Origin of the sequence: Paenibacillus sp. PastF-3, from assembly GCF_029893135.1 — a bacterium.
Taxonomy (GTDB): Bacteria; Bacillota; Bacilli; order Paenibacillales; family Paenibacillaceae; genus Paenibacillus_AQ; species Paenibacillus_AQ nitricinens.
On record NZ_JARXWM010000007.1, the window covers coordinates 249,388 to 268,760 of the forward strand.

Here is a 19,373-nt window from a genome sequence, read left to right on the forward strand (position 1 = left end):
ATCAACCTTCCCCTCCTAACACTGAGGGAAGCTCTTGAAGCGAGCTAATACCATAGCCGGTTATTCCACGAGATCTAAGGACGTCTATCCAATCGTTACCTCTACTTATCTCTGCGGAATTTCGCACATGAATGTGAGAAGCAGTCATTCCTCTGCTGTCAGCCCAACGTAGGGCATCAAGTACAGGCTGTCCACGCTGTGGACTAATTAACACAAAGTAAGAGCCTTTAGGAAACATACGATATCCTTTTTCCAATCGGGAGATAAGCGGACCGCGCCCCTCAGCGTTTAGATCGATTAAATATTGAATCATCTTCTGACGCTCAGCAGCACCTTCAACAGGTGCGAACACCTTCGTCGACTTATCCAAACAACAGAGACCAATTCCAATTCTCTCCCGAATGCCGAAGCCGAGGAGTGATGCCGTCACCGAAACTGCTAATTCGAATTGATTCGTATTCATATAAGCTGATGTGCTTCCGTCAAGGACTAGAATGGTTTTGGGAATCGACTCATGCTCAAACTCTTTGGATTTCCAAGAGCCTGTCTTAGCAGTTGCGTTCCAGTGAATTCGCGTCAAGCGATCACCATATACATAGTCACGTACGCCATTAATCTGTGTGGTTTCACGCCGAGATTGAACAACGGAAGCCTGCGGCCCGGATAGCCGAGATTTTCTCTCATATAACTGCCAGCGCGGAACGTAGATCGCACGAGGCAAAACCTGAAATTGTCCTTCCGATAAAAATGTTCCCTTATGCTCGACAAGCCCAAATATATCTTGGCTGATAATATCTGTATTAGAGAATGTGTAAGTTCCACGCTCTAAGGCTGGTGTCTGAAACTTTAGTTCCCCAATGCCTCTGAGGCTTGGGACTACACTTTCCTCAAATACCCACGATTCTCCATTATGCCGCTTAAGAACCTCCCTTACAACAACGTAAGGCAAGGGCAAAATCCCGGGGATTGTAATCTTTAGTTTTACACGAAGATGTCCTCCGGCAGAGAGCAAATCCCCCTTGTCTTGTTCAGAATAAAGACTGCGAGTGCCCTTAGCTCGCCGAACGCCTCCTAAACCTCCAGCAATCAAATATGCAATAAGTACAGAGACCATGATAAACAACATAAATGCAGTTTTCCCGCCCTGAAAAAGTACATATAAGAGTGTAATACTCCAAATTACAAGGATGCTTGCAAGCTTAGATGGCTGAATGATGGCTGCAACCGACGACAAATAACGTCTCATATCATTGCCTCATCGTAACAGGCACATGGATGCTCTGCAGAAGCTTTTGAAGCAAAGATTCCACGCTAATATTATCTAGTCGCGACTCTGGACGCAGCAATATACGATGTCCCAAGGCAAATGGAGTAAGGATCTTCACATCATCAGGCAGAACGTAATCTCGGCCTTGCAAAAAGGCATAAGCTTTACAAGCCATCATAAAGGATAGTGAGGCACGTGGACTTGCACCCAGCATTACCAGTGGATGTTCTCTTGTCTGCCGCACAATATCTAACAAGTAATTCAGCACGGGATCGCTCATGAAGATGTCGCGGATCTCTTCCTGAATTCCTGCAATTTGTTCCATGCTTGTTACTGGCGAAAGCCTGTCCACCGGTTGGCCTTCCTGATGGCTCAGCAATAAATTCTTCTCCGTCGCTGCATCAGGATATCCAAGGCTAATTCTCAGCATGAATCGATCTAATTGGGCTTCTGGCAGAGTATAGGTTCCCTCAAAGTCTATCGGATTCTGGGTAGCGCATAACATGAAAGGATGAGGAAGTGGATACGTCTCACCATCTACGGTAACGTTTCGTTCCTCCATCACTTCCAGAAGTGCGGATTGTGTCTTCGTAGTAGCACGGTTAATTTCATCGGCTAGCAAAATATTCGTCATCACCGGACCAGGCCGGAAATGAAACATCTCATCCCTAGGGTGATAGACAGATACACCTGTAATATCACTCGGGAGTATATCTGGATTACACTGAATCCGGCGATATTCACCCGACATTGATCTTGAAAGTGCTCGTATCAGCTGGGTTTTTCCTGTTCCCGGTACATCCTCGATCAATACATGACCACCAGCAAGCAGAGCGGTTAACAGTAATTGTATTTCAAATGATTTTCCAAGTATGCAGGATTCCAAATTAGTGCGTACAGCATTCATAGTGTGCATCGATTCTTGTCGTACGGGCATATATGATCCTCCTAGCCAGAATAAGCAGTATTATTTATATTTTACATGATTAGGGGACCCAAAGTACATTGTTGAAGATCACGAAGTGAGGATACAAAAAAAAACCATAAGATGAAACATCCTACAATTTTAAAATAACAAAAAAAGGCTGCCGTCTTTTTCTGACGACAACCTTTTCATGCAGCATCAACTTTACCCCTTCGGCCGTACAACTAAAGCTGCCAAAAAGGAGAACACAATAGCTGACGAGATGCCCGCACTTGTAATATCAAAAATACCCGTAACTACACCGATCCAGCCATCCCGCTCCAGCTCCGTTAATGCCCCATGAACCAAGGAGTTCCCAAAGCTTGTGATTGGAATGGTTGCTCCAGCACCCGCAAATTTCACAAGTGGATCGTAGATACCAAAAGCATCAGCAATCGCTCCGGCTACAACTAGGGTACTCATCGTATGTGCAGGTGTCAGCTTCAATACATCGAACATCAGCTGCCCTATAACGCAAATGGCTCCTCCAATCAGAAAAGCCCATAAGTAAATCATCATTATGCTTGACCTCCGCTCTCTATGGATACGGCATGAGCAACACATGGAATACTCTCTCCCTGCTGATAAGACAAAGGCGATAAAAGTGCGCCCGTTGCCACTATGAGCACCCGTTTAAGTTCACCTTTTTTTAACCGCTTAAGGATATGACCATAGGTTACAACTGCTGAGCACCCGCAGCCACTTCCACCAGCGATCACATATTTCTGTTTCTCCAAGTCGTAGATAAGCAGACCACAATCATTAAAAGTAGTTTGCTCCATAGGAATTCCCTCTTTGGCCAACAGGGTTTTGGCTATAGGTAACCCCACGGATGCCAGGTCGCCAGTAACAATTAAATCATAGTGCCCGGGCGATAGACCTGTATCCCGAAAATGGGCAGTGATTGTATCCGCGGCCGCAGGTGCCATAGCCGTCCCCATATTAAAAGGATCTGTCAAACCAAGATCCATAATACGTCCTAATGTGGCTGACACCACGACTGGATGGCTACCAGAGCCGTCATTCTGTCCCACTACAGCACAGCCTGAGCCTGTTACTGTATATTGCGCCGTTGGGGGTTTCTGTGAACCATATTCCGTTGGATAACGAAACTGCTTCTCTACTGTACAGTTATGGCTGGATGTTCCCGCCAGCGCATACTTACCGCCACCAGAATCAACGATCATTGAGGCAATCGCAAGGCTCTCCATAGAGGTTGAGCAAGCACCAAAGACTCCGAGGTAAGGCACACCCAATTTTCTGGCCGCAAAAGAGCTGCTGATAATCTGGTTCATCAAATCTCCGCCGACAAAAAACTCCAGCTTTTGTTTATCGATATTCGCATTAATCAGAGCCAGATGGGAAGCCTTCTCGAACAGAGCGCGCTCGGCCTTCTCCCATGTCTTCTCATCCATTTCCAGCGTATCAAATATAAAATCAAAGTCTGAAGCTAAAGGACCTTCTCCCTCTTCCGGTCCAACTACTGCGGAAGAGCCTAAAATAACGGGACGGTTCGTGAACTCCCATGTCTGACTACCAAGCTGTTTCATGTATGGTGTGCACCTCCTGTGCCCAAAAAGATATAGACGATACCAATTATGAAAGCAGCGACGGCACCAAATACGATGACCGAACCCGCAAGCTTAAACATATTGCCGCCTACACCAAGTACAAGCCCCTCAGCGCGGTGCTCCAGAGCTGCAGAGCACATACTGTTTGCAAACCCGGTCACAGGAACTGCAGTTCCTGCACCAGCCCATTGCGCCATTTTGTCGTACACGCCAAAGCTGGTCAGAATTACAGAGAGTAGGATCATCACCGCGACTGTCGGACTGGCAGCTTCTTTGGAGGTCATATCGAAGATTGCCATAAAAGCCTCCTGAATCCCTTGTCCAATAACACAGATTATGCCGCCAGCAATAAACGCTCGTATGCAGTTTTTGAATACGGGCCTAGCAGGAACAAAAGGCTTGGACAATTTCTCATAATCTTGTGGAGTCAGGGTGTCAAGCTTCAGCTTGACACCCGATTTCTTAGTTTTCGCCGGCATTGAGGCACCTCCTGAAAGTTAGGCGAAGGGGGCTGGCAAGCATCATAGTACTCACTTTAAGCCCCTTAAGTTGTTCTTCGCTTAGAAGTTTTCCTTATTGTTTGCCATCCTCCGCTTCGTTATGTCCCTCCAGTTCAGGAAAAATACAGTAACACAACAATCAGCAATAAAAAGAGCACAAAAATAAGTACTGCTTCTCTTTCCCTTGGATTGTGGCGCCAGTATCGTCTGCGCGTTCCGTTTCCTTGTAGGCTCCTACTTGATAATCCTCCCTGCACCCTTCTTGGGGGTACGCTACCCGCTACCCTCATTCATCTTCGCATCCTCTCTAAGGCTCCTGCCACCAAAGCCTCTAATGCATAGTATTCGTGGAGCTCGTGCCCGGTGTTCATTGTCTCTTGTCATGGACAAGTGAGCCCAGAATGTTCATACTAGGTTGCAGGAAGAAATAACGATGTGATCCATTATGGATAACATCCGTTTCTCGTAGAAATATAAGAATGATGTATAAATGTGTTCTTATATTTTAATAAAGGAGTGAATTCATATGAATCAAGAAACATTGGACATGTTCAAAACACTTACCGAATTTCCCTCAGCCCCAGGATTTGAACGCGAACTCCGCGCTTACGTCAAGGATGCTATGACTCCTTATACTGAAGAGTTCGTACAGGATCGTCTCGGTAGTTTGTTCGGCGTATTGCGGGGCGAAGAGAACGGGCCAAAGATTATGGTCGCCGGGCATTTTGACGAAGTAGGTTTCATGGTAACCGGAATTACTAACACCGGAATGATCCGTTTTCAACCACTTGGCGGCTGGCTTGCCTCTGCTGTTGCATCCCAGCGCCTACATATCATTACACCTAAAGGAACGCTGACCGGAGTTGTTGGCAGTACGCCTATCCATTTGCTAAGCAATGAAGAACGTGGTAAGACTGGTGAAATCAGCAAAATGTATATTGATATCGGTGCAGACAGCCGCGAAGAAGCAGAAAGCTTTGGCGTTAGACCAGGCCAACAGGTTCTGCCGATTTGTCCATTCACTCCCCTTGCTAATCCGAAAAAAATCTTGGCGAAAGCTTGGGATAACCGTTACGGCGTAGGTCTCGCCATTGAACTAGTTAAAGCATTGCACGGTAAAAAGCTGCCAAATACCGTTTTCGCTGGTGCCACTGTACAAGAGGAAGTAGGTCTTCGGGGCGCGCGTACTGCGGCTAATCTCCTGTCACCAGACATCTTCTTCGGTCTGGACGCGAGCGCTGCTGCCGATATGACGGGTGATAGTCAGGCATTTGGCCATCTGGGCAAAGGAGCTCTCTTGCGTATTTTTGATCCTACGATGGTTACACATCGCGGTCTGATTGAATATGTACAAGATACAGCGGATACCCACCGGATCAAATATCAGTATTTTGTATCCCAAGGCGGAACAGATGCAGGTCAGGTTCATGTTAGTGGAATTGGCGTTCCTTCCGCAGTAATCGGAATATGCTCCCGCTACATACACACCGCTTCATCAGTGATTCACAGTGATGACTACGATGCTGCTAAAGAGCTTCTGATCAAACTGGTAGAAGGCCTTGACCGGACTACACTACAGACAATTATTGAGAACAGCTAAAGGTATAGCAAAAGAACCACAGTGGCTATTTCTGCCCCTGTGGTTCTTTTGCATTTCATAATTTCAATTGCTCATATTCTGCCATAACCGACTGATGCACCGGATGACCTGAGGCAATGCCTGTATACTTCGTAACGGTTGCCGGAACTCCGATGTCAGCAATGGATGCCTGTAGCTCTACGGCCTCTGGATCATCCTTCACGTCAAACAGCAGCGCTGTCGCCATGGAACGGGTTAGAGCCGAATAGCTCAGTTCCCGGTCATAAGCCTGAAGTGCCGGGGATACGAGCCTGTCGTTCGGCGACAGCTTGCGGATTGGCGAGCGGCCAACCCGGGAGACTTCATCCGTCAACGCCGGATTGCGGAAGCGTTCGAGGATTTTATCGATATATTTGCTGTGCTCCGCTTGATCAAAGCCGTGTTTATTCACCAGCACTGCTCCGGTTTCTTCTAGAACTTCCCGGACGCGCGCTGTCAATTCCTCATCGCCCATGGCTTGCTGAATGGTCTCATAGCCACGAAGGTAGCCAAGATAAGCTGCAGAGCAGTGTCCGGTATTTACTGTAAACAGCTTGCGCTCGATATAAGGTTCCAGATTATCTACGTAGTGAATCCCTTCAACAGGGGTATAGCCCGGAAGCATTTGCGATGCATCCACAACCCATTCATAGAATGGCTCTACCACAACTTTGAGAATATCCTCATGCTGCTGCAGTGGCACAATCCGGTCCACTGCTGCATTAGGAAATGCTACAGAAGCATCAGCTTTTCCGCGGGCTGCTTCATCCAATTGTGCGTACACAAGATCTTTGAGCTGAGCGCTGCCGCCAATGGCGTTCTCACAGGCAATCACATGCAGAGGTGTCGAGGAAACCGCCACACGTCTGCCGATGCCCTCGGCAAGTACTCCGGCGATATGCTTCAGGATTGACACGCCAACAGCTGTCGTAACGAGATCTGCTTCAGCAATGGCAGCAGCTACTTCGTCGGCATGAGTTATACTGCTAAGTGCTGTCACATTTGTAACGGTAACCGTCTCCTGGCCTTCGCTGGCCAGCGTTACCGGGTATTCACCACGCTCCTTAAGCTGGGAGACGAACGCTTCATTCACATCCACGAAGCATACTTCATACCCTGCCTTTGACAGCAGCAGACCAATAAATCCGCGGCCGATATTTCCCGCACCAAAATGGACTGCTTTCATTACTCAACTCCTCCTTCGAAGATGGCAATGACTTCCGCAGGTGTCCCCGCACTCATCACCCGTTCGATCGCATCATCTTCGCTAAAGATCATCGCCACATTTGTCAATATTTCCATGTGTCCGTCTCCTGCAGCCGCAATTCCGATTACCACAAACGCAGGCTCCTCCCCTCCAAAATCCACACCATCCGGAAACCGGACGATGGACAATCCTGTAGATTGGATAAAAGGCCGGGCATCCTTGGTCCCGTGCGGAATGGCCAAGCCTTCACCCATGTATGTGGAGACTACCTCTTCCCGCTCTAGCATTTTGGGAATATATTCCTCCGTTACATGTCCTGCATCTACCAGCAGCTGGCCAGCCATAGTGATCGCTTCATATTTATCTTTTGCGGCACCATTCATAATTACTTTATTCTCTGACAGTATACTCATATGGTTTCTCTCGCTTTCACATTTTATTTTCAAAAAAACGTAGCAACTCCGACGACAAATAGCCTCGAATTTCCAGCTCCGACCGTTCTTCAAGCAGTCTTACAAGCTCTGAATTTAGCAGCAGGGCGCTGATCTCACTAAGCACTTCCAGGCTTTCCTTAGAAAGTTTGCGCGGGGCGAGCATCAACAGAATAACCCTGACTTCGGTATCTCCTCCCAGTAAAACAGGCTCCCGGAGCCGGTATAACGTTATGGAAGACATCAGAACATGGCTGCTCCTTGTATGAAAAAGCGCCAGTCCGGTATCCGGGATTACCTGGCTGGCCATTCTTTCTCGCTCCAGCAGACGCTCCAGAAGAATCTCGGCATCCCCGACGACTCCGCTGCCGTTCAGCAGATCCAGCATCGCGGCGAGTGTCCGGGAAAGGCTCATTCCGCTATTATCCAGCGGATGGAACTGAAAACGTTCCAACAATCTGACTATCTCATCCAGAATTCCTTTATAGCTCTTCAGGCGGTCCATAGACGCTTCCTCACGAACCGTAGGGTCCGGCTCACCAGCGGTAGGTGTATTTCGTTCCTTTAACGTAGTATTCTGGATGTAATTCAGTAATTTCTCTATTTCTTCCCCGGTCAGCAGGGGGCTGATTTTGATATAGCGGTCTTTATCCAACGGAAGATCAATGGTTGAGATGATCAGATCATAATCTTCCTGCGGCAGGCGGGCTGCCTCATACCAGGAAATATTCCTGAGAATTTCGATCTGCGGCATCTCTTTCGTAAGCCTTGTAGCCAGCAGCCGGGAGGAGCTAAGTCCACTGGCGCACACCAGAATCGCCCGCACATTGCGCCTGAGCTGATTTAGCCTTTCCACAGATGCGCCAAAATGCATGACCAGAAACCCGATCTCTTCATCCGGAATCTCCAGCTCCAGCTGTATATCCTCCACTGCCGCCCGAACTATAGTAAACAGATATTCATAATCCCTGCGAATAGGAACGAGCAGGGGATTACGAATCCTTGTGCCTTCACGAATCCGTTTTAGCGCCGGATCAATATGCTCTAGCAGCCCTTCCCGTAAAGAACGGTCGGTCTGAAATGGAATTCCGGTCCGCTTGATGACACTTTCCGTCAGCCGGTAAACGATCTCCATCAGTTCAATGTCGCCGTAAGCGTAGCCCGCGGAGGAAAAGGAGTCCTGCGCCAAGTCAAACAAGCCTGCGATATATAGAATTTCTGTCCTATGAAATTGAAACTCCAGCGTCTCTCCCAGTCGCCTTACAAAATCCTCTGCATCTGCAATATTGCAGTGATCCGACAGCCGTGAATAACCAGCTTCTTCGGCATTGCTGATGCCCCTTCCGAGTTCCAGCCTGCGTACAGCAACAGATAATCCGAGCAGCAGCTCCATGTAGACAATCTCCGGCAGTTCAGCCGTCCAATTCCATTCCATGTCCCACAGGGTATTCTCAACATCCATCAGATTGCTTTTTCCCACCGTTGACAACAGCATCTTGAAGACCGGATTCCCCTCACCCTGCAGATTGTGCCCCACCAGATCAGACTGATCCAGATGCTCGGCGGCCAATCGGCCAATGGCCCGGCGCTTATCCATCTCGCCTCCGGTTATTTCAACACCGTACCCTCTTCTGCGCACCAGCTGCAGGCCGAATTTACGGACCCACGGCTCCAGTTCGTCAAGGTCATAGCTGACGGTTGCCACGGTAACTTTTAAGGAATGAGCCAGGGCAAACAGCTTCACCGGCTCCTCCGCTTCAAGCAGGGAACATAGCTCATACACCTTACGGTCCTCGCCCGAATATTCTACCGGCTTCTCTTCCAGCAGAAATAGGCGAAGCTCTGTCAGCCCGCTCTCCGAGCCACTCAATTGAATACCTTTTCCCGACTTTCTGATGAGATCCAGTCCAAAATCCTGCAAGACCTTTTCGATGTCTTCCATTTCCCGGTGCACGGTTCTGACGCTGACTCCAGTACTTCCCGCAATCTCTGCGGCCGTGATCTCTTCGTTTGCCTCTAAAAGCAGCGAGATCATTTGACGCTGCCTGGCGGTTATTTTCCTCATGTGGGGAACCCTCGCCTTATATGGAGACAAACGCTGGCTTGGGGGCCAGCGTCTCCTTTTTGATAACAAATATAAATTATCGTTCACCCACTCTCTTTACTTCAAACGTTCCACAAGCTCATCATATTTCGGGCTCTTCAGGAAGTTATCAATAGAGATGTGCTCTGCGTTAGGGTTGCTGGCAATCGCCCGTTCGGTCAGAGTCTTCTGGGTCACTACAATGTCTGCGTCAGACGGAATCTCGCTGACTGCGGAGTTAACGACGGTAATGTTCACCCCTGCGCTCTGCAGTTTCTTCCTTAGAACAGACGCGCCCATGGCACTAGAACCCATTCCAGCATCACAAGCGAAGACGATTTTATTGACGTCAGCTTTGTTGCGGACATTCCCAGCTACGTTCGCAGCAATTCCAGGAGTTATTGCATGATTCACAGTAGTTGCTGATTGAGCGACAGTACCTGCAGATTTCATTTCTCTCACTTTAGCTGCTGCTTCTTCCAGATCATCCTCATCTTCGTTATTCTTACGGCTAGTTTTCAGTAGCAGCGAAGCAATCAGGAAAGATACAACAGTTGCAACGATTACACCTGCGAACATCGGGAAGAATCCACCTTTTGGCGTCATTGCGATGTAGGCGAAGATACTACCAGGAGAAGGTGAGGCTGTAAGCCCTGCACCAAGCAATTGGAACGTAAATGTACCTGTAACACCACCACCGATAACAGCCAGGATCAAGCGAGGATTCATTAAGATGTACGGGAAGTAAATCTCGTGAATCCCACCCAGGAAGTGAATGATTACGGCGCCAGGAGCAGACGATTTTGCCGATCCGCGTCCAAAGAGCCAGTAAGCAAGCAGGATACCCAGACCTGGACCAGGGTTAGATTCCAGCATGAACAGGATAGATTTACCTATTCTCGCAGATTCCTCTGCCGCAATTGGACTCAGTATTCCGTGGTTAATCGCATTGTTCAGGAACAAGATCTTGGCTGGCTCAATAATGATGTTAACGAGTGGCAGCAGGCTATGGTTAACCAGGAACTGCACACCATCGGAAAGCAAATTGGTTAGACCTTGTACAAGGGGTCCGACTCCTTTGTATGCCCCGAGAGTCAGAAGACCCCCTATAATACCAAGTGAGAAATTGTTAACCAGCATTTCGAAGCCGGCTTTGATTTTGCCATCAACTGCACGGTCGAATTGCTTCAGTACCCAACCGGATAAGGGGCCCACGATCATTGCGCCGAGGAACATTGGAATGTCCGAGCCGACAATAACGCCCATCGTCACTATAGCCCCGATTACACCTCCGCGTTTACCATGTATCATCTGCCCGCCGGTATAACCGATCAGGAGTGGCAGCAGGTAAGTAATCATTGGACCTACTAATTTCGCCAAGCTTTCAACAGGAAACCAGCCTGTAGGAATAAATAATGCCGTAATTAACCCCCAAGCGATAAATGCGCCGATGTTCGGCATCACCATTCCGCTTAGCATACGGCCGAATTGTTGAACTTTCACCCGTACACCACCGGATGAACTTTTCTGTGTTGCTGTTGTGGCCATTTAAAATGCCCCCTTTAATTATTGAATGGGACCCTTCTTTACTTAAATGCATTAAAGGTTATCCCTTATGGTCACATCCTAAATTAAAACGCTTTCTTTGTCATCAAATTGAAAACACGGTTTCGGCATGATCATTGTTGACAACATTTAAGAGTTCCTGCCACAGCCCATACAGAAGCCAACTAGCTTTTGATCCGACCCGGAAAATAAGGATGGTTTGGATTTATTTACTTTAGCGGTTCAACACCTCCAGAAGAACCTGTTTCGTTATTCTGACCAGTGAGACTTATATCTATGAAATAAACCTTGCGTTGCACGCTAATCCCTCATCTTCCCAACTCCCTCGTTCCTCTAAACCAAACCTGCTCCGGATGCCATCACTCCGATTGCCCATCCGCACCCTTTTCCAAAAAGCAGCTTATTTACCTTACCGGCCATGTACAAGGGTTCAGACCCAAGAAAAAACGGAAGCCTGCGAATGTTCGCAAGACTTCCGTTCCTGATCAGCTCCCCTGCCATCCACAGGCTCATCATTATAACAAGCACCATTCTCTTAGACCCTCCAATATCCGTATGATCACAGCCTACATTGGATTTATCACAACTAAAAAAGCCCACCTTTTCGGTGAGCTTTTTTGGCTAATCTGATCTTAAATTATATCCAGCGGAACTTTCCAAGATGGTATTGGGAAGGCTTCATCAAGCTTCCATCTTTCTTCTTCACTTAGCGTAATTAAACCTGCAGAGGCATTCTCAATGACATGTTCACGAGAAGATGCTTTTGGAATCGTAATGATATCCTCTTCGCGAATCGTCCAAGCTAACATAATCTGAAGTGGTGTTACGTTATGAACACGGGCGATTTCCTGAACGACTTCACTCTCGACCACTCCTTTTCGGAGTGAACCTGCTTGAGCAAGCGGTGAGTAAGCCATTACCGGGATCTTGTGACTTCTCTGCCATGGCAGCAGTTCAGTTTCAATTCCTCTGGACCCTAGATGATATAGAATCTGATTGGTTGCACAATGAGTTCCCCCTTCAATACCAAGCAGCTCTTTCATATCGTCGATATCGAAATTGGATACACCCCATCTTGCTATTTTTCCTTGAGAGACCAGTTTCTCCATTCCTACAACAGTCTCTTCTAGTGGGATATCCCCCCGCCAATGCAGCAAATAAAGATCCAGATGATCCGTATTCAAGCGTTTCAAGCTTTCTTCACAGCTGCGGATAAGGCGCTCACTACCGGCATTATGTGGATAGACTTTTGACACCAAGAAAACTTGATCCCGAATGCCTTGGATAGCCTCACCCACTAAAAGCTCCGAGCGTCCTTCCCCATACATCTCAGCCGTATCTATTAAATCCATGCCTAGTTCCACGCCTAATCGAAGGGCAGCAATCTCTTCCTCCCTACGGGAATGGTCGTCACCCATATTCCAAGTTCCCTGCCCAATTCTAGGAAGTGACGTTCCATCTGGAAGCAGTATGCGGTTAGATTGGTTCATTTTTGTGATTTCAGCCAAATGTTCGATTGAATCCTTAGTCATATTAAAAATCCCCTTATTGAAGTATTGTATACTTACTTTATACGACCTATAAGAACCTTTCTAAACATCTGAATCGTGTCCAATTTATAACTAATCGCTCTTTTGAAGAGAAAAAGTAAAGAATGAATACTAAACTAAGCTATCAGCTTTAGTCCCACAGCGGCCCCCAGAATCATAATAATACAGACGATCCGGCGCCAGTCTTTGGCCTCTCCATACAATATCATCCCCAGAATCGCTCCGCCGGATGCGCCGATCCCCGTCCATACCGCATATGCTGTTCCCATCGGCAGACTCTTCATAGCTAAAGACAGAAACAGAAAGCTTGCTCCGAAACCAAGAAAGAGCAGTGCGAACGACAAGAAATTCCGGTGTTTATTCAACCTATTAATCATAGCTACTCCAAACATTTCAAATAAACCAGCAACGACCAGAAATACCCATGCCATTTAAGACTCCCCCTTTACTTCGGCTTCTTTGGTCACCATTTTCAATCCTATAACGCCTGCCAGCAAAATAACCACTAGAACCAGCTTCATCAACTTGAACGGTTCTCCGAATAAAACCATGTCCGCAACTACTGTACCTGCAGTTCCTAGACCAACAAACACGGAGTATACTGTACCGACCGGCAATTTGGTACTCGCTGAAATCATCACATAGAAGCTTATTATTATAGCTACCACAGTTATCAGCCACTCCCACATCGTGGAGGCATGTTTTAAGCCAATGACCCACATGACCTCGAAAACAGCTGCACCAACTACCTTTAACCACTCTGAATTGTTGTTCTTCATTCCAAGCCCTCCTTCAATTCACTAACTTTATAATTGCCCACGAAACAAACAAATAAGCCCGGAAGGTCATCGTCATTTATAACGATACCTCCCGGGCTTTTATCCCTCCGTGTAAACACGAACGATGCTGTTCGTGCGTTTTCCCTCGGACCAGACCAGCTGTGCACCAGCTGCGGAACCCTAGAAAACAATAACTATTAAGTTACATCGTATGGTAGCAAATCGGGGTGATAAAATCAACCCTTTCTATATAAAATTCTGACCAGAATTATTGGTGAGTACATTACATTCCAAGCAATTAAATTTACATGCTTCTTCTGAAAGTGCCATATAGACAACAAAAAAGACACCTTGAGGGTGTCTTTCACTTTAATTCAATGCCTATAGAACGAGATGTGAACCAGAAAACTCACAATTCACCGACTTCTTTATTCGGCATTTGTAAGCTTCAGTACCTTCATCAATTGGTACAATAGCAACGCACTTTCTTGACGCTCAGTTTTCTTACCCGCCTGAAATTGAAATGGACTGTTCGTCGGCAATATTTCATTATCTTGGGCAATAACATAATAAGGCTTTACCCAATCCGGCAACTTATCAGGCAACACAGGTGAAGAGGTTTTATTTACTGTAGTGTCCGTTTTGCCATACTTCAGCGCGTTGACCAGCATAACAATCATCTCTTGATGCGTAATTTCTTGACTCGGGCGGAAATTCCCATCCGCAAAGCCGTTTATGAGGCCAGCGTCGACGGCTGCATTTACCTGCGACGAATACCAAACTCCATTCTTAACATCCTTAAAGCTTTTAGAAGCCTGAAGCTTCGGCATAATACCTAAGGCACGATTAAGCATGGCGGCAAATTCAGCACGCGTGACAACCGATTCTGCTTTGAAACTTCCATCAGAATAACCTTTAATGATACTTCGATTAGCTAAAGCTAAGATACTGTCTTTAAATGGATTGCTGTTATTCAAATCATTAAATTGGGCATGGTTTTGAACAACAGTATATACAGAATTCCCCTTACGCTTCATAGTCACCTGCAAAACTCCATCCTTCCATTCCCAGGTGGTAGGAACAGGAACGTAGGTCTCAGTGACCAGATTATAAGTTAGACCTGTATAGACGGCCTTTGCATCTTGGTTTACGTTGAATTTCATCATATGACTGACATAATCAGAGAAACTGGAAAGAATGCGATCCTGACCGCTTCCAATCAGCTTAACCTGATACTCCATTGGATATCCCAACGTAATACTAGTAGAGTTGCTTAGTTGAGTAGTCAATTTGGCTTTGTAGTCGCTTGCAGCTTGAGCAATCGTAATGACGACCCTCTGCTCCGAACCACTGTACCCGGAAATTGCCGAGAACAATGAATTTACAGGAAGCTGAAGCTTGCCCGATGATGATTCCAGAATAAGTACAGCTTCCTTCGAGTTATTATTAATATTTGTTAACAAACTTAAATCTATCTGGAATTGGCTGCTCTGAGTTGCCGTTTTTTCATCAGCCTTAATAATGATTAACGGATTTTTCTTAAATTCAGGATCGTTCATTGCCTTTGAAATAAATTCAGCTGCTACTTCAGTCAAAGACGAGCGGGTTCCATCTATGTTTTCTTTGATTGTTGTTACTACCTTGGCACTGTCAGTAGGGACCGCACCCGTGCTGCCACCGCTATCAGTTCCACCGCTATCAGTTCCACTGCCGCCAGTTCCACCGCCACCAGTTCCTCCGCCGCCAGTTCCGCCGCCGCCAGTTCCTCCGCCACCAGTTCCACCGCCGCCAGTTCCTCCGCCACCAGTTCCACCGCCACCAGTTCCGCCGCCACCAGTTCCTCCGCCACCAGTTCCGCCGCCACCAGTTCCGCCGCCACCAGTTCCGCCGCCGCTATCATTTGTAATAGGAGGTACAACGACTAAAGTCCCCATACTTTCAATTTTCTTAGATGATTGCCTAGTTATAAGGAGTTTCTCCCCCGGATATCCAATGTTAATAATAGTAATCGTAATAGTAGTCTTGTCCGGATCAACGATCCCATAACCTAGTAAGCGGGTAAGTCGTTCATTGTAAACTCGAACGATATCTCCAGCAACCAGGTTATTCACAACGATGTTATCCGCTTGCACCTGGTATTTATGTACAGTAATGGACGATACCAGGATATCCGCTGTCACTTTATCTTCAAGTATTGCCCTGCTATAGAAAGGAGGGATGAAATCATCATTTTCCGTGAAAACACCGAGTGCTAAAGCTTCCTCCGGCACATTTCTTTCGGAAATAGTAAGAGAGTAACTCTTTTGCCCACCATTAACAATAGCGATGGCATCTCCAAGCGCACCTTCTTCGTTAATAAAATATAAGGAATAACGGGCACCTGGTAGTTCAGCTGTTCCAGGTTTCCATGTCACTGTACCTGTAAATATATTGATGTCCGAATTCGTATCTGTAATTGATAAGTCCACAGGCAGATAACTTGGTGCATCATAGATAGGGGCCGAAATATGAATATCAAGTGTCCCCTCACTGCCATAATTGTTAATACCGACAACCGGATAAAGCCCAATACTTACTGCTCCAGTCGGCAGGCTCGAATATGATATTTCATAAACTAAGAATGAATCCGTTGATAATTCTGAGTTCTTATATATTCCTACTTGCTTAAGTTTATTTCCATTCTGATCAAGATAATATGCGGCATAACCCGTAATCCCATCCTGATCAGCCGGAGGTTCAAAGGACAGATATCCGTCAATTATACCGGAGGTTAAATTTTCATCCACAAAAACAGCATTAGAAGGAAGGCGAGCCTCATTCATGACTGTCTGCATCTCTCCAAAGCTATGAAATTTATATAATCGGTTATTACTAGATATAAAAATAGTTTGATCTGTATCAACATATGCGTGTTGCATGTACATCAATAAATCATGAATTTTAGTAAAGCTGTCTCTGTCGTAGACGGCTCTGTTACTAAACACAAGACTGCCACGAGCATAAATAATTTTTTCTGGATAGGTTCCATATAATATGGATGTTTGGGTTGCATCGATCCTACGACTCCCATAATATAAATTGTTTCCATCCAGGAGGATATTGGAATTATAATAACCACTTTGTATGTCTTGTCTTTCAATTAACTTGAAATTTTGACTGTTATATTTATAGAGGGAGAAACTATCTACGCCATAGAGGATCTTTTGATCTAGGTCTAGTGTGTAACTGTCTGAATTATAAATCCCTGCACTTTTTTCATTGTACACCGCATCTGTAACATTGCTATAGACAGACGATGTCACGCTGATGCCACCATCAAATACCCCGCTATTATACAGAATCCGATTATTGTTATCAGGATAGACTTCAAACGGGTAGTGCTTAGTGGTGATTTTGGCAGTGGCTGCTTCTGATGGAATACCACCTTCCAAATCCATAATATTGATATGATTTTCACCCTTAAAGATGACATAAACTTTGTTATTGAAAATTTTTATGTCAGTTGGGTTTGAACCAATAAACATCTTCTTTACTACACTCAAATCTTCCTTATTGATAACAACAAGTTCATTGGTGCTTGCAACAATGGCATAAATATACGGAGACTTGTCCGTAGTAGCCCAATCCGTAATCATTTGATCGCTTTTAATAGAATAAGAATCCGTGGTAAGGTTTGCAGTTATTCTTTGTGGTATCGTAAGATCGATTCGACTAATCTTTTTTGCATCATCATACCAATTCTCTATGCCTCCAAGAAACGCATAGCCGTTCGAGTCGAGCAAAGCAAACCTTTTGTTAGAAGGAAATAGAACTAACGGAGTATATGTATATTTATCGTACACTCCTTGTGTAGTAAGAACATAGGCGTCAGATACATCCAAAATTACAGCTTCGAGATAAGTATAATCGTCATTCGTTCTTGAATAAGTACCAGTGGTCTCTATCAAATTCCTTTTATTGAACTGATGCCCACCAAAATATACGAATTGATCATCAATAAATATATGCTTGAGAGAAATAGAAGAGCCACCAATTTCCATATTGTCATCAATGTCCTGACTGAGTAATGCTCCGGTTTCAGCGTTTATAGCCTTGATCCCAGCATATGAGGATAATTCACCAACATAAAGTGTATTGGAAGACTCATCAACTGCTAGAGTAATATTATTCGTCATAAAATCAGTGAATAATAAGCTGCTCGTTCGAGTTACCTTATCATATTTGTAGATTTTCCCATCACCAGTCCCGTAGAAAAGATGAGTGGAAGTAGCAGCAACCGCATTAGGTACTGTTTTTGTTATGATTGTGTCCGAAATTTGTTGAGTGGAGAGGTTAACCGTTTTTATCATCGTCGCTCCGGAAAGCGCAATCTGCAAAGATTGCCCATCCTTTGCAATATAATAAGGGTTCGAACCTACATTCAGCGTTTTCTCAATCTTAAGATCACTAAGCCGAATAAAATAGAGACTATTTTCCGCACTAGAGATGGCATAGATATAACCTGCATTTTCATCTAATACCCAGTCCGTCAAATTAGCAGGAAGCTCGAGTTCTAGCGACGCCGGTGAGGAATCTGCACTGGCGGTGGGAACCCCAACTCCCAGTGAGTTAATCAGTAAAATAAATAATAAAAGTAAAATGAAATAATTCTTCCCCTGTTTCATGTGCGGCGCCCCTTGTATTTTTTTGTAATTCTAGCAAATTTGATAATACTATAGAATACCAATATTTTCTACTTAAATTTAGGACCCTGACCTCTTGACAGAGTTCGTAATCCAAAAATCAAACTATAAAGAAGCAGAGCCCTTGTAGAACATCTTCCCACAACACTGATAGCCAAGGCACTGAGATTGATTAACCATTGAGAACAAACCCATGCCGAGACTATTTTCCTCTTTTTGGTAGCATCAGCGAATCAAATCAACTAGCCTTCCACACTTTCTCAAATCCATTTTTTCAATATTATGGTACAATTTAAGAGAATACAGCTTATAATGAATAACTAGGAGGGCGATCTAATGGTCTTTGGGATACTGTTTATTGGAGTTATTGTATTTATAATCATACAATCCGTAGTTCGTAATGGTTCAAGCTCGAACAGCAACAGATTTGAGGGAAATAGACGTGATGATGCCGCCAGCATGTCTTTTATGGCAGCTAGCCATCCAGATCTGCTGGATCCAAATAATTCGAATCATTCTAATCAACACCATCACGGGGGTGGCTCCCATCACCATTCTGGGCATGACAGCGGTCATAGCTGGGGCGGGGATAGCGGGCACAGCAGCGGGGGAGATTTCGGTGGCGGAGATGCTGGTGGCGGTGGCGGATGTGATTAGAGTGTTACTCTATAACAAAAGGAAAGTGCATTCCTGATATTGCTTCAGGAATGCACTTTTTATGTTTAGTCCTCTTTTAATACGTCAAGAATCTTTCTTTGCGTCTGACTCAAAAACTTCTCAGCACCGTGCGGGTGTAGTGGTTCACTCCAAACAAATCCATCGCCTTCGTATCTAGGGATGATGTGCATATGATAGTGGGTCAAATCGTTAAACTTTCCGCCATTTTGGCAAATGCTTATGCCATCTGGTTCGAACAAAGTCTTCAGAACAACTGACAGCCTCTTCGCCCCGTCCATTATCGCATAGGAAGTCTCTGAGTCGATTTCTTCGAGATCCCAGTAATGCTTTTTAGGAAGGATCAGAGTATGCCCTTCATTAAACGGAGCTATATCTAGCACACAAGTAATAAATTCATTCTCATATACTACCTTTACGTTAGACTCAATTCCGTTAGCAATCCGACATCCCAAGCACTCCATATGTGCACACTCCATC

17 protein-coding genes and 1 riboswitch are annotated in these 19,373 nt (G+C 45.6%); of the genes, 2 read left to right on the plus strand and 15 right to left on the minus strand.

From position 1 onward, the window contains the following. Position 1 precedes the first annotated feature (1 nt). The 5 genes from M2444_RS16215 to spoVAC form a co-directional block, all read right to left on the minus strand. Positions 2–1,246, minus strand: coding sequence for a DUF58 domain-containing protein (locus tag M2444_RS16215; RefSeq protein ID WP_094874289.1), 1,245 nt, complete (start codon positions 1,244–1,246; stop codon positions 2–4). Between the two features lies 1 nt (position 1,247). Next, positions 1,248–2,204 carry an AAA family ATPase gene (locus M2444_RS16220; RefSeq protein ID WP_076284318.1) on the minus strand — a complete coding sequence of 319 codons (957 nt, stop codon included), beginning with the start codon at positions 2,202–2,204 and terminating at the stop codon, positions 1,248–1,250. 192 nt (positions 2,205–2,396) lie between these two features. After that, the gene (gene spoVAE / locus M2444_RS16225; RefSeq protein ID WP_036675923.1) at positions 2,397–2,747 is read right to left on the minus strand and encodes a stage V sporulation protein AE; all 351 of its coding nucleotides are present in this window, start codon (positions 2,745–2,747) and stop codon (positions 2,397–2,399) included. A gap of 2 nt (positions 2,748–2,749) precedes the next feature. Next, the gene (gene spoVAD / locus M2444_RS16230) at positions 2,750–3,781 is read right to left on the minus strand and encodes a stage V sporulation protein AD (protein WP_094874290.1); all 1,032 of its coding nucleotides are present in this window, start codon (positions 3,779–3,781) and stop codon (positions 2,750–2,752) included. Beyond that, positions 3,778–4,281, minus strand: a complete 504-nt coding sequence (spoVAC, locus tag M2444_RS16235) for a stage V sporulation protein AC (protein WP_042185955.1) — start codon at positions 4,279–4,281, stop codon at positions 3,778–3,780. Before spoVAC ends, spoVAD begins: the two co-directional genes overlap by 4 nt. Before the next feature lie 547 nt (positions 4,282–4,828). Between spoVAC and M2444_RS16240 the strand changes: the two genes are divergently transcribed. After that, positions 4,829–5,902 (plus strand): M42 family metallopeptidase, encoded by a 1,074-nt coding sequence (locus M2444_RS16240; protein ID WP_042185952.1) that lies wholly within the window; start codon positions 4,829–4,831, stop codon positions 5,900–5,902. A gap of 55 nt (positions 5,903–5,957) precedes the next feature. On the opposite strand, the gene M2444_RS16245 is transcribed toward M2444_RS16240, so the two are convergent. From M2444_RS16245 to M2444_RS16285, 9 genes are all read right to left on the minus strand, one after another. After that, the gene (locus M2444_RS16245) at positions 5,958–7,106 is read right to left on the minus strand and encodes a mannitol-1-phosphate 5-dehydrogenase (RefSeq protein ID WP_094874292.1); all 1,149 of its coding nucleotides are present in this window, start codon (positions 7,104–7,106) and stop codon (positions 5,958–5,960) included. Further along, entirely contained in the window at positions 7,106–7,540 is a 435-nt protein-coding gene (locus M2444_RS16250; RefSeq protein WP_280787462.1) for a PTS mannitol transporter subunit IIA, read from the minus strand. The genes M2444_RS16245 and M2444_RS16250 overlap by 1 nt, the downstream gene beginning before the upstream one ends. Before the next feature lie 16 nt (positions 7,541–7,556). Further along, positions 7,557–9,623 (minus strand): BglG family transcription antiterminator, encoded by a 2,067-nt coding sequence (locus M2444_RS16255; protein ID WP_280787463.1) that lies wholly within the window; start codon positions 9,621–9,623, stop codon positions 7,557–7,559. Between the two features lie 96 nt (positions 9,624–9,719). Next, positions 9,720–11,189, minus strand: a complete 1,470-nt coding sequence (locus M2444_RS16260) for a PTS mannitol transporter subunit IIBC (RefSeq protein ID WP_280787464.1) — start codon at positions 11,187–11,189, stop codon at positions 9,720–9,722. Positions 11,190–11,540: 351 nt separating this feature from the next. Next, complete coding sequence (locus tag M2444_RS16265) at positions 11,541–11,738, minus strand: hypothetical protein (protein WP_280787465.1); 198 nt, start codon at positions 11,736–11,738, stop codon at positions 11,541–11,543. A gap of 101 nt (positions 11,739–11,839) precedes the next feature. Further along, positions 11,840–12,739 (minus strand): aldo/keto reductase, encoded by a 900-nt coding sequence (locus tag M2444_RS16270; RefSeq protein ID WP_280787466.1) that lies wholly within the window; start codon positions 12,737–12,739, stop codon positions 11,840–11,842. 134 nt (positions 12,740–12,873) lie between these two features. After that, positions 12,874–13,188: a DMT family transporter gene (locus M2444_RS16275; protein WP_042125359.1), complete on the minus strand. Its 315-nt coding sequence runs from the start codon at positions 13,186–13,188 to the stop codon at positions 12,874–12,876. Then, a complete protein-coding gene (locus M2444_RS16280; protein ID WP_094878351.1) occupies positions 13,189–13,536 on the minus strand; it encodes a DMT family transporter in 348 nt (115 codons plus the stop codon). It lies immediately after the preceding gene. Positions 13,537–13,622: 86 nt separating this feature from the next. Further along, positions 13,623–13,731: riboswitch (guanidine-I (ykkC/yxkD leader) on the minus strand. A 233-nt stretch (positions 13,732–13,964) separates the two neighbouring features. Continuing rightward, the gene (locus tag M2444_RS16285) at positions 13,965–18,200 is read right to left on the minus strand and encodes an S-layer homology domain-containing protein (protein WP_280787467.1); all 4,236 of its coding nucleotides are present in this window, start codon (positions 18,198–18,200) and stop codon (positions 13,965–13,967) included. Positions 18,201–18,554: 354 nt separating this feature from the next. On the opposite strand from M2444_RS16285, the gene M2444_RS16290 reads away from it, so the two are divergent. Then, positions 18,555–18,875 (plus strand): hypothetical protein, encoded by a 321-nt coding sequence (locus tag M2444_RS16290; protein WP_280787468.1) that lies wholly within the window; start codon positions 18,555–18,557, stop codon positions 18,873–18,875. 65 nt (positions 18,876–18,940) lie between these two features. On the opposite strand, the gene M2444_RS16295 is transcribed toward M2444_RS16290, so the two are convergent. Further along, the gene (locus M2444_RS16295) at positions 18,941–19,357 is read right to left on the minus strand and encodes an HIT family protein (protein ID WP_094874777.1); all 417 of its coding nucleotides are present in this window, start codon (positions 19,355–19,357) and stop codon (positions 18,941–18,943) included. Positions 19,358–19,373: the final 16 nt, after the last annotated feature.

Coding starts and splice junctions, on each gene's coding strand:
- M2444_RS16240 (WP_042185952.1), top strand. CDS start 4,829: ATGAATCAAGAAACATTGGACATGTTCAAAACACTTACCGAATTTCCC.
- M2444_RS16255 (WP_280787463.1), bottom strand. CDS start 9,623: ATGAGGAAAATAACCGCCAGGCAGCGTCAAATGATCTCGCTGCTTTTA.
- spoVAD (WP_094874290.1), bottom strand. CDS start 3,781: ATGAAACAGCTTGGTAGTCAGACATGGGAGTTCACGAACCGTCCCGTT.
- M2444_RS16295 (WP_094874777.1), bottom strand. CDS start 19,357: ATGGAGTGCTTGGGATGTCGGATTGCTAACGGAATTGAGTCTAACGTA.
- M2444_RS16260 (WP_280787464.1), bottom strand. CDS start 11,189: ATGGCCACAACAGCAACACAGAAAAGTTCATCCGGTGGTGTACGGGTG.
- M2444_RS16275 (WP_042125359.1), bottom strand. CDS start 13,188: ATGGCATGGGTATTTCTGGTCGTTGCTGGTTTATTTGAAATGTTTGGA.
- M2444_RS16285 (WP_280787467.1), bottom strand. CDS start 18,200: ATGAAACAGGGGAAGAATTATTTCATTTTACTTTTATTATTTATTTTA.
- M2444_RS16215 (WP_094874289.1), bottom strand. CDS start 1,246: ATGAGACGTTATTTGTCGTCGGTTGCAGCCATCATTCAGCCATCTAAG.
- M2444_RS16290 (WP_280787468.1), top strand. CDS start 18,555: ATGGTCTTTGGGATACTGTTTATTGGAGTTATTGTATTTATAATCATA.
- M2444_RS16245 (WP_094874292.1), bottom strand. CDS start 7,106: ATGAAAGCAGTCCATTTTGGTGCGGGAAATATCGGCCGCGGATTTATT.
- M2444_RS16220 (WP_076284318.1), bottom strand. CDS start 2,204: ATGCCCGTACGACAAGAATCGATGCACACTATGAATGCTGTACGCACT.
- M2444_RS16250 (WP_280787462.1), bottom strand. CDS start 7,540: ATGAGTATACTGTCAGAGAATAAAGTAATTATGAATGGTGCCGCAAAA.
- M2444_RS16270 (WP_280787466.1), bottom strand. CDS start 12,739: ATGACTAAGGATTCAATCGAACATTTGGCTGAAATCACAAAAATGAAC.
- spoVAC (WP_042185955.1), bottom strand. CDS start 4,281: ATGCCGGCGAAAACTAAGAAATCGGGTGTCAAGCTGAAGCTTGACACC.
- M2444_RS16265 (WP_280787465.1), bottom strand. CDS start 11,738: ATGGTGCTTGTTATAATGATGAGCCTGTGGATGGCAGGGGAGCTGATC.
- spoVAE (WP_036675923.1), bottom strand. CDS start 2,747: ATGATTTACTTATGGGCTTTTCTGATTGGAGGAGCCATTTGCGTTATA.
- M2444_RS16280 (WP_094878351.1), bottom strand. CDS start 13,536: ATGAAGAACAACAATTCAGAGTGGTTAAAGGTAGTTGGTGCAGCTGTT.